Source organism: Nostoc sp. (assembly GCF_035638895.1).
In the GTDB taxonomy this organism is placed as follows: Bacteria; Cyanobacteriota; Cyanobacteriia; order Cyanobacteriales; family Nostocaceae; genus Nostoc.
In genome coordinates this window covers 1-2367 of the sequence record NZ_DASQZC010000250.1, presented here as the reverse complement: position 1 = coordinate 2367, position 2367 = coordinate 1, and the positions used below count along the sequence as shown (strand labels likewise).

Here is a 2367-nt window from a genome sequence, read left to right as displayed (position 1 = left end):
TTCCAAATAGCTTCTAACTGAGATGTGGAAAAGTCTGGCTGTGCCTTGCTCATCACCTCAAAGAGTTGTTTGGGCGTGAGCGATAAAAGAGCGATCGCCATTTCAGCCACCTGCACTTCACCAATGGCGTTGATATTGGTGATAGAAGCTGGTAATTGTTGTTCTGGAGGATGCCCCTCGTTTCGCACTTTGTCTGGAAGAATTTGAGTGCGAGTTCCCAATCCCAAACTCTGCTGCTGCTGTTTTAGTTCCTGGGTAACAGATGTGGGCGGTGCTGCTTGGGGAATCGCTTCCATTTGATTGAAGGCTATTTGATGCCTCTTGTCTTCTGGTTCGCCCTCGATGTAACAGACCGCAGAAAATGGGCCCGTTATTATTCGCACAATTGCAAGACTCCCTTTATGGGGCCCGCCGGTGATTTTTACTCGCTCGAATTCCTTGGGAGTCCAACGCTGAGATTGCACTGGTTTGTTTGGGGGTTCTGGTTTCACCAGCTTGTAAGCTGCATCCACTCCCCTTGTCCTTGAAAGCAGCTGCTTAAGTTGTTCGTGCTGCTGATGGCGCACAGTGCCAATGGGTGCATCGGCAGTTTCATCTAAGGTTTTCACGCACACAATGGCGTGTTCGGCGTTTACCCCACTGCCAAGCCCTACGCGCTTGGCGATGATATCGCGGGTCGTCCCCTGCCCCTGGTTAGGGCGGCCTTGTCTATTTTTGGCATTCTCCTTCTCAATATCAAGCCACGCTAGGTATTCACGAGATTTCTGCTCTATGCTCTTTTCCCGGTATTCATTGCCGGAGAGTAACGCAGCGATCGCCTCTGCACTTGTTGAAAAATTTTTCACAATCACCGGAACTACTTTTATCCCATTCTTTAAGCAAGCTAATCGCCGCCTGTGTCCGTGGATTACTGTGAAGCGTCCATCGCTTTTGGGCGTAATTGTGAAATTCTCCTGCAAGCCATTGGCAGAAATTGATTCAGCAAGAGCCGTTACATCCTCATCTTCCCCATATATTTGGGCATTCAGTGGATGCGGATCAAGTAATTCTATTGGTATCCATTCGACATTTATTTGTGGTTTTGTTGATGATGCAATCACCACCACCACCATCTGTTTTTCAAGTCTTTTAGCTGCTTCTAGAGTTTCAATTCCCTCGATTAATTCCCCATCCTCTGTAATAGTAATGTCGGGAATAATGCCATCAGCTTGAAAGCTTGATATAGCTTTTGTTACAGCTTCTTCATCAGTTGTTAAGTGTGTTGGAATCCTTATATCATGGGGGTTCCGCGCAAGAAATTTTTGTGTCATAATTCAAGTGTCTTAATTTTAATTAATTTTTATTAACCGTCTAGCTATCAACTATACGGTTAATTTTTTGTTGACTTTTTTTGGTTGCCGCAATTCAGGCGGCAGAGATAATCGAGTATCACATTTTTCAATGTGAAACTGATATCTAGGAATTTGGGAATCGGGCGATCGCACATCTCGCACTTCATAATCTTCACGCCCTTTTACCTTGAGTCTGAGAGTGCCATTTCTGACCATTTCTCTCAGTTGATCGGCTGATTTTAATCCCAATAAAGGATAAGCCTCTTCTGTGTCGTACCACTGATTTTTATGTTGAGCGCGAAGACTTACTCCTAGCATTTCTGCCAAGATTTCTTTGATTGCATCCCTGATTTGGGATTCAGGAATGAGGCGATCGGTTTTGTAAGTCCCTGGTTGCTCCATGTTTGTATGCGTGTAGTAGATGCACTGCTGTTTTAGCTTCAGGCGCTTTTAAGCATAGTTCGTACCTCTGCTGGCGCTTTTAACTGCATTTTTTCGTGCTTTTGGCGGTGGTAATTCAGGAAAAAGTCTTTGAGGGCAAAGACTATGACAGCAGACTGGGGTACACCCATCTCTTTGGCGATCGCAACCAGTTCGTCTTGTACTTCTGGTGCGGCATCAAAAGATTTTTTAATCGACATACTACTGTTTTAGTGGTTATTTACCAATTATTAATTTAATAGTAATAATACTACAAGGTTTTGTAAAGTGCCGTCCGTAGTTAACAAGCCTTGTAAAAGGTGCATTATGATATGTGGTTAGCAATTCGACAGATTTTGATGGATGAGCAAGCAAGGAAACGCCTCGCGGAAATAGTGATTCAAGCAAGGGGAGAGCGATCGCAGAGCCAATTCGCGGCGGACTTGGGCGTGAGTCTTGGCGCGGTTCAAAATTGGTTAAAGGGGCAAGGAATGCCTTCTGCCAAAAACTTAGAAAAAATTGCTACGGCGGCCGGGATGAGTTTGGAGGAGTTGTTTACTGAAATTAATGGAGGTGAATCGGAGCAAGTTTATCGCCCTCATGTGGCAGAGGATGT

General features: G+C 44.9%; 4 protein-coding genes. 1 reads left to right on the top strand and 3 read right to left on the bottom strand.

What is annotated here, in order from left to right; translation table 11 throughout:
• From VE944_RS12160 to VE944_RS12150, 3 genes are all read right to left on the bottom strand, one after another.
• A partial coding sequence (locus tag VE944_RS12160; protein ID WP_324977207.1) for a ParB/RepB/Spo0J family partition protein occupies positions 1–1310 on the bottom strand: 1310 nt, incomplete at its 3' end.
• 51 nt (positions 1311–1361) lie between these two features.
• Complete coding sequence (locus VE944_RS12155) at positions 1362–1733, bottom strand: hypothetical protein (RefSeq protein ID WP_324977204.1); 372 nt, start codon at positions 1731–1733, stop codon at positions 1362–1364.
• 38 nt (positions 1734–1771) lie between these two features.
• The gene (locus VE944_RS12150) at positions 1772–1972 is read right to left on the bottom strand and encodes a hypothetical protein (protein ID WP_324977201.1); all 201 of its coding nucleotides are present in this window, start codon (positions 1970–1972) and stop codon (positions 1772–1774) included.
• A 111-nt stretch (positions 1973–2083) separates the two neighbouring features.
• On the opposite strand from VE944_RS12150, the gene VE944_RS12145 reads away from it, so the two are divergent.
• Positions 2084–2367, top strand: a 284-nt coding sequence (locus VE944_RS12145; RefSeq protein WP_324977198.1) for a helix-turn-helix domain-containing protein, incomplete at its 3' end; no start/stop codon positions are given.